Raw genomic sequence first — 7357 nt, 5'->3', positions numbered from 1 at the left:
GCCTGACGGCCTGCTGCGGCGACTGTGCGCCGCCGCCCGAGCGTGGGCTCGAGCGCTACATCAGACTGCGACCGGGGCCGTCATCAACGGAACGGCATGCCGCGGCCACCCATGGCGCCCATCATGCCCTTCATGCTGCGCAACATGCCCTTCATGCCACCGCCGGCCATCTTGCTCATCATCTTTTCCATCTGCATGTACTGCTTCATCAGCTTGTTGACGTCGGCCGGTGTCACGCCCGAGCCCTTGGCAATGCGCGCGCGACGCGAGCCGTTGAGCAGGTTCGGGTTGCGCCGTTCCTTCTTGGTCATCGAGTTGATGATGGCGATCATGCGCGGCACTTCCTTGCCCTGGCTGACCTGCTGCTTCAGATGATCGGGGATGTTGCCCAGGCCCGGCAGCTTGTCCATCAGGCCACCGATGCCACCCATGTTCTGCATCTGCTCCAGCTGGTCGCGCATGTCGTTCAGGTCGAACTTCTTGCCCTTGGCGACCTTCTCGGCCAGCTTGGCCGCCTTGTCCTTGTCGACCTGCTGCTCGACCTGCTCGACCAGCGACAGCACGTCGCCCATGTCGAGGATGCGGCTGGCGATACGGTCGGGATGGAACACGTCCAGGCCTTCCGGCTTCTCGCTCACACCGACGAACTTGATCGGCTTGCCGGTGATGTAGCGCACGCTCAGCGCGGCGCCGCCGCGGGCATCACCGTCAGTCTTGGTCAGCACCACGCCGGTCAGCGGCAGCGCATCGCCGAAGGCCTTGGCGGTGTTGGCCGCGTCCTGGCCGGTCATGGCGTCGACCACGAACAGCGTTTCAGCCGGATTCACCGCCGCGTGCAGGGCCTTGATCTCGGCCATCATCGCTTCGTCGATGGCCAGGCGGCCGGCGGTATCGACCAGCAGCACGTCCACGAACGACTTGCGCGCATCGTCGATGGCCGCGCGCACGATGGCTTCCGGCTTCTGGTCGGCGCTGGACGGGAAGAACAGCACGCCCACCTGCTCGGCCAGGGTCTTGAGCTGCTCGATCGCGGCCGGGCGGTAGACGTCGGCCGACACCACCATCACCTTCTTCTTGCGCTTTTCCTTCAGGTGCTTGGCCAGCTTGCCAACCGTGGTGGTCTTGCCGGCACCCTGCAGGCCTGCCATCAGGATGATGGCCGGAGCGGGAACGTTGAGGTTCAGGTCGCTGGCTTCGGCGCCCATCACGGCGGTCAGCTCGTCGCGCACGACCTTGATCAGGGCCTGGCCCGGGGTCAGCGACTTCAGCACTTCCTGGCCGACTGCGCGTACCTTGATGCGCTCGATCAGCGCCTGCACCACCGGCAGCGCAACGTCGGCTTCGAGCAGTGCGATGCGCACTTCACGGGTCGCCTCGCGGATGTTCTCCTCGGTCAGGCGGCCACGGCCACGCAGGCGCTCGATGGTGCCGGAAAGGCGCTGGGTCAGGGACTCGAACATGCGGCGCAACCTGTCTGAAAGCGGGGGACAATAAGGCAGACAGTATAACGGGTCCGGCCGTCGCCCCGGACTGCGACCACAGGGCCGTCGCCAGCATCACAGGGGTATGCGAAACTGCAACGATGACAATCGTTCTCATCGCCGTCCTGCTCTACCTGGCTGCCAGTGCCCTGCTGGTGCGCGCGCTCGGCCGCGATGAAACCACCGGCTCGCCCACCTGGCTGTGGCCCGCCCTGCCGGCGATGCTGCTGCATGGCGGTTACCACGTGATGGTGGCGATGCGTACCACCGGCGGGCCGGACATGCACTTCTTCGCCGCGCTGTCGCTGGTCGGCCTGGGCATGGCCTGGCTGACCTCGCTGGTCGGCGCGCGCGGGCGGATGTCGGCGCTGGGCGTGGTGGTGTTCCCACTGGCTGCCGTGCTGCTGCTGGCCTACCACGGCTACGGCCACGAGCCGAGCAAGGTGCTGGGCTGGCGCCTGGCCAGCCACGCCTGGCTGGCCCTGCTGGCCTATGCCACGCTGAGCATCGCCGCCCTGCTGGCGATCATGCTGTGGCTGCAGGAGCGCGCGCTGCGCCGCCGCGAGTTCCGGCCATGGCTGCGCGCGCTGCCACCGCTGGCTGACCTGGAGTCGCTGCTGTTCCGGGTGATCACCGTCGGCTTCGCGCTGCTGACCCTGACCCTGGTCACCGGCGTACTGTTCGTCGATGACCTGCTGGCGCAGAAGCTGGTGCACAAGACCGTGCTGAGCGTGCTGTCGTGGATCGTGTTCGGCGTGCTGCTGATCGGCCGCCGCCGCTACGGCTGGCGCGGCATGAAGGCGGTGCACTGGACGCTGGCGGCGATGCTGTTGCTGCTGCTGGCGTTCTTCGGCAGCCAGTTCGTGATCGAGCTGGTGTTCGGGCATACGCGATAGGCCGTGTGCCGACCAACGGTCGGCACCCACCCCGGTACTGCAGGCCACCGGCCGTTCCCACCCACCCCGGTACTGCAGGCCACCGGCCGTTCCCACCCACCCCGGTACTGCAGGCCACCGGCCGCCCCCACCCACCCTGGTAGTGCCGGCCGCTGGCCGGCAGCACGCAATGCGCGGACGCTGCCGCCGGTCAGGGAATCGGCTGCGCCAGGATTTTCCGGACCGAACGACCGCTGTTGGTGAGGATGACATCAACCTGCCAGCACCCCTGCCCCTGGCGCACCATCGGCAGGGGGGGCAGGTAAGCCTTCTTCCACACCGAGTAGCGCATCTCAACCTGGCCGGCGGTGGCCGACGCCTCTTCCCAGCTATAGCGCACCGGCGTTTCGATGTCGCCGTCCTGCGCATCCAGCCACGGATCGGAATCGATCGTGCAGATGCCCTCCTCGCGCTGTTGGCAGGCGCGCTCATCACGCAGCGCCTTGCCGAAGGCCACGCTGACCAGCGCGGCCGGCGGCTCCAGCAGGTCACCGTTGCCGGTCGTCGCCTCGTAGAAAGCGCGGGCGACAGCCGCAGGCTCCTGACAGGCGGGTGCAGCCTGTGCGGTAGGGGCCAGCAGCACCCCGGCGATCACGAACATCCCTGTCTTTCGCACGTATTTTTCCCTGAGGTAGTGCCGGCCGCTGGCCGGCACTACAGGATATCCCGGTGCTGCCGGCCAGCGGCCGGCACTACCCGGTACCCGGCTTACAGCCCGTAACGCTCGATCACGTCCAGATGCGGCTGGCGATCCTGGTCACAGGCTTCAGCCAGGCGCAGCCAGCAATGCGGATGCGGCCACGTCGCGGTCTGCTGCTGGAGGAAGCGGTGCAGTGCCAGCGGTGCATGGTCCTGCGGCTGGGCCACCGTGAACAGCAGGCCCGGCAGCGTCCCCTCCTCCACATCGGGGTCGGTGACGGTGTAGTCCGGTCGACTGTGTGACCACACCTTCCAGCCCTGTGCTTCGGCCGCCTCGACGAAGGTGTTCCAGGCCTCTTCGCCCGGGTGCGCGCCATCGATCATCCAGCTGCGGGCGAAGCCGCCGCGCTCCAGCACATGCACCTGCGAGTAGGTCGGGATGAAATGCTCGCGAGCTTCCTCCTCCTCGGGTGCCGGATGCACCAGCGCGGCATCGAACACCACCCAGTCGCCCACCTGCTGGGCGCGGTTGGACGGCGCGTTCTCGACGATGCGCGCGGTCACCGGACCGCTGCGACGGGCGTAGTACTCCATCGGCTCGCCGTTCTCTTCGCTGCGGATGATCACCCAGCCCCATGGCTCCTCGACCACACCTTCCTGGCTGGACAATTCCATGCCAAGCGCCGCCGCCGAGCGGCGCACGGCGTCCCAGTCGCGCGCCGCGCTGGCTGCGCTCATGTGGTCCCAATGCGCGGCATTGGGCTCCTCCAGCAGCTCCACCAGCTGTGCATAGCACGCCTGCGCTTCGCTGAAGCGACCGGTGTCCATGTACATGCGCGCCAGCGTGCCGCGCGCGCCGTGCGAGCCCGGAGACAGTTCCAGCAGCGATCGGGCCGCCTGCTCCAGCGCCGGCCAGTCGGACACGCGGCGTGCGCGCTGCACCTCGCACCAGTGCGCGAACACCGGCACGCTGCTGCGGTAGACCTCGGCCAACTGGCGCAGGCCGTCGCCGTCCCCCTGCTCGGCCAGCCAGCGCATCAGCGTGTAGGCCGCGGGGCCATCGTTCTGCGCATGGCTGCGTACGAACCGCCACAGCAGCGCTCGCGCTTCGGCCTGCGCGCCGCAGGCGTTCAGCGCCGAGGCCGCCATCTCGGCTAGCGCCTCGTCATCGGGCAGCTCGGCATGCGCCTGCAGCAACCACTGCGCCTCGCGCTCGGGGTCGCGCGCCTGGTTCTGTTCGCCCTGCGCGTCCAGCCATGCCAGCAGCTCGCCGGCCGGCACCGGCAGCGGCGCGACGTCCGGCAATGCCTCGATGCGCGCGGCCAGGCCGGCCACCAGGGCCGCGGCACCACGGTCCTGGCGCAGCTGCGCCAGATGGGTGCGGGCCAGTTCCAACTGGCGCAGCGCGACCCAGCGCGCACCGCGCTGCAGCGCCAGCTCCAGGCTCAACGCTGCCACTTCGATCAGCAGGCGATGCGATCCGACGCGCGCGAAGTGTTCGATGATCGTATTGAAGCGCGTACCCAGATCCCAGGTATTGCGTGCCGGGTCACGCTGGCACAGCGCGGCGGCGGTGTTCGCCCACAACCGCCAATAGTTCGGGGTCAGCTCGCTCCACGGCACCAGCTGCTGCAGCGCCTCTTCGTCGCGGCCCAGCTGGGCCAGCGCCCAGGCCTTGGACAGGCGGCGCGGCACCGTGCAGTTGGCCGGCTCGTACTCTCCGGACGCAGCAACTTCGGCCTCCCGCTTTTCGATCAGCGCCAGTGCCTCATCGGCACGGCCCATGCCCAGCAGGATCTTGATCTGCATCTCCGGGAAGCTGTCGAACACTTCCTTGCCACAGGCCTCCACGGCATCGGCCTGCACCTGCAGGTAATCCAGTGCCGCCTGGCCACGGCCATCATCAAGCAGCGCATCGGCCTTCTCGCAGCTCAGGCACTGGAAACAGGCCCAGCTCGGGTCGATGCGACCCAGTGTTTCATCGCAGACCTCGATGCGCTCGGGCACCCAGCCCGGGCCATCGATGTTGCCGTAGCAGGCGGCCAGGTCCTGAGTCACGCAGATCGACTGCGGGCATTCCAGCGTGTCCTCGCGGTGCGCGCGTTCAAACAGCGCTACGGCTTCGCCGAGTGCGCTTTCGCCTTCCACGCGGTTGCCGACGCGGTTGCGCAGCGCCCAGTGGCCGACATAGACGTCAACCCACGGGTTGTCCAACGCCTTGCCCAATGCGCGCGCCTCGGGCAGCAGCGCATCGACGCGGTCGATCTGCAGTTCACTGACCTCGTCGGCGAGACGGTTCAGCAGGTGCGCGTTCTGCGCCTGGCCGGCCTGGCGCAGGTCACCCTGCAGCTTTTCGACCCAGTTCCAGATGTCCATGGGGATGAATACTCCTGTCTAGCGAAGGCTGGATGAGAAGGTGCAGTGCTCAGCGCAGCATCTGCTGCAGGGCGCCGGCGATGTCGGTGAAGGCGCCGTTGAGATCCGGGCCGGGCGTAGCGTTCGTGCGTGCCAGCGGGCGGCCCTGCGCGGCGACGATGATTTTCAGCGAGCGCAGCAGGCGCGCCGCAGCCTCGGCCTGTGGGTGGCCCTCGCGCTGGGCGCGCAGCAGTGCCTGCACCGCCGGGTTGTCGAGATTGAGATACAGCCGCGACGGTGCGCGCGATTCGATGCGCGCGGTGAACTGGCGCGCCAGGCGCAGCGCGGCCATCGAGACGCGCTTGTCGTTCTCGTCGTCTTCCAGCCGCTGCTTCAGCTCGGCCTCGCGGTCGGGCACCACCACCACCGGCAGCGCCTCCGGGCTGAAGCGTGCCGGCAGCAACTGTTCGCCGTCACCCAGTTGTTCGCGCAGCCAGGCCAGCTGCGCCTCGTCGAGGCTGTCATCACTGCGGAACAGCGCACGGTTGCCCTGCTCGGTACCCAGCTCGACCAGGCGCAGGCCCTTGGCCTGTGCCCAGCGTCGCAGGAACGGCACCACCGCGTAGCGATGGCCATGCGCGACCGGTACGCCCATCGCGCGGAACAGCATCTCTTCAAAGCCACCGCCGTTGTCGAGGATGACATGCACGGCACCGCGCGCCGGCAACGCGCTGGCCGGCAGATCGCCCTGCGAGGTCGGCACCCGCACATGCTCCATCAGCAGTTCGAACAGGCGCTCATCGCACAGTGCCGCACCCAGCAGGGCCTCGTTGTGGCGGGTCAGCACGCGCCGCCAGGCTTCCGGCTGCTGTTTCGCGACGTCGGCCAGGCCGTCGATCAGCGCCTCCAGCAGTGCATGCTGCACCGCGCGGTACTGGTCATCGCGCTGCAGGTCTTCGCGGCTGGCGGTGGGCGTCAACCGCGAGGATTCGATCACCCCGCCGATGAAACCGGCCCACGGCGGCAGCAGGTCGCGCGCGTCGTCATCCAGCAGCATGCCGCGCACGAACACCGACAGGTTGCGGTTGTCGCTGGTGCCATAGGTGGCGCCGTCCTGCACCCACAGCAGGCCGGTGGCATCGCTGTTGCCATCGGCACGCAACGGCACGGTGACGATCGGCTCGAAATCATGCTCGAACCGCGCGGCGAACTGCAGCGCCTGGCGGCGGGCCTGCACCGGATGCACGGCAACATCCCCCTGATCGCGCCACGGTGGCGGCTCGGGATTGATCGCCTCGGTCGCAGCGCCAATGAAGATCGGCTCGGACAGCAGCGCGCAGTAGCGGCCCAGCACCTCGTGCAGGCGCGCCTCGTTGGCCAGCGGCAGGAAATCAGGATGCAGCTCCAGCTCCACCTCGGTGCCGACCGCACGTGCCGGTACTTCGCTTACCGTGTACTGCTCGGCATTGCTGGACACGTATAGATGGCCCAGGTCCGGGGTCTGGTACGAGGTGGTGCGCACGCTGACCCGGCGCGCCAGCACGAAGGCCGACAGGAACCCGAGGCCGAACATGCCGATCAGGCCCTCATCGTCCTCGCCGCCCTGGCGCAGGCCACGGGTATAGCCGACGCCGACGGTGGCCAGGTAATCGTGGATCTCCTGGCGGGTCAGGCCGGCACCGGTATCGGAGATGCGCAGCACGCCGGCACCGGCATCGACCTGCACCGAGATGCGCGACGGCACTGCGACGCCGGGCTGTTCGATGCGGCGGCGGATGATCGAGTCGTGCGCGTTCTGCACCAGTTCGCGCAGCGCCACCACCGGGGTGGAATACAGGTGCTTGCCCAGCACCGTCATCAGTCCATTGAGATCGACCCCGGCGCGACGGATCTCGGCGTTGGGGGCGGTGAGCGCGGTGTCCTGCATGTAATCGTTTACTCCTGGGC

At 68.2% G+C, this 7357-nt stretch carries 5 protein-coding genes; 1 reads left to right on the top strand and 4 read right to left on the bottom strand.

Annotated features, from left to right (window positions below; all coding sequences use genetic code 11):
• Nucleotides 1-83: 83 nt before the first annotated feature.
• Nucleotides 84-1460 carry a signal recognition particle protein gene (ffh, locus tag BN1263_RS04800; protein WP_010483267.1) on the bottom strand — a complete coding sequence of 459 codons (1377 nt, stop codon included), beginning with the start codon at nucleotides 1458-1460 and terminating at the stop codon, nucleotides 84-86.
• Between the two features lie 122 nt (nucleotides 1461-1582).
• On the opposite strand from ffh, the gene BN1263_RS04795 reads away from it, so the two are divergent.
• Nucleotides 1583-2377 (top strand): cytochrome C assembly family protein, encoded by a 795-nt coding sequence (locus tag BN1263_RS04795; protein ID WP_019659268.1) that lies wholly within the window; start codon nucleotides 1583-1585, stop codon nucleotides 2375-2377.
• 190 nt (nucleotides 2378-2567) lie between these two features.
• Here BN1263_RS04795 and BN1263_RS04790 read toward each other — a convergent pair whose 3' ends face one another.
• From BN1263_RS04790 to BN1263_RS04780, 3 genes are all read right to left on the bottom strand, one after another.
• Nucleotides 2568-3032, bottom strand: coding sequence for a hypothetical protein (locus tag BN1263_RS04790; RefSeq protein ID WP_058979909.1), 465 nt, complete (start codon nucleotides 3030-3032; stop codon nucleotides 2568-2570).
• 92 nt (nucleotides 3033-3124) lie between these two features.
• Nucleotides 3125-5431, bottom strand: coding sequence for a tetratricopeptide repeat protein (locus BN1263_RS04785; protein ID WP_058979907.1), 2307 nt, complete (start codon nucleotides 5429-5431; stop codon nucleotides 3125-3127).
• Nucleotides 5432-5480: 49 nt separating this feature from the next.
• Nucleotides 5481-7337 carry an ATP-binding protein gene (locus tag BN1263_RS04780; RefSeq protein ID WP_058979905.1) on the bottom strand — a complete coding sequence of 619 codons (1857 nt, stop codon included), beginning with the start codon at nucleotides 7335-7337 and terminating at the stop codon, nucleotides 5481-5483.
• Between the last annotated feature and the right edge of the window lie 20 nt (nucleotides 7338-7357).

The organism is Stenotrophomonas thermophila, assembly GCF_001499715.1.
Classification (GTDB): Bacteria; Pseudomonadota; Gammaproteobacteria; order Xanthomonadales; family Xanthomonadaceae; genus Stenotrophomonas; species Stenotrophomonas hibiscicola.
This window is presented reverse-complemented; position numbering and strand designations above follow the sequence as displayed.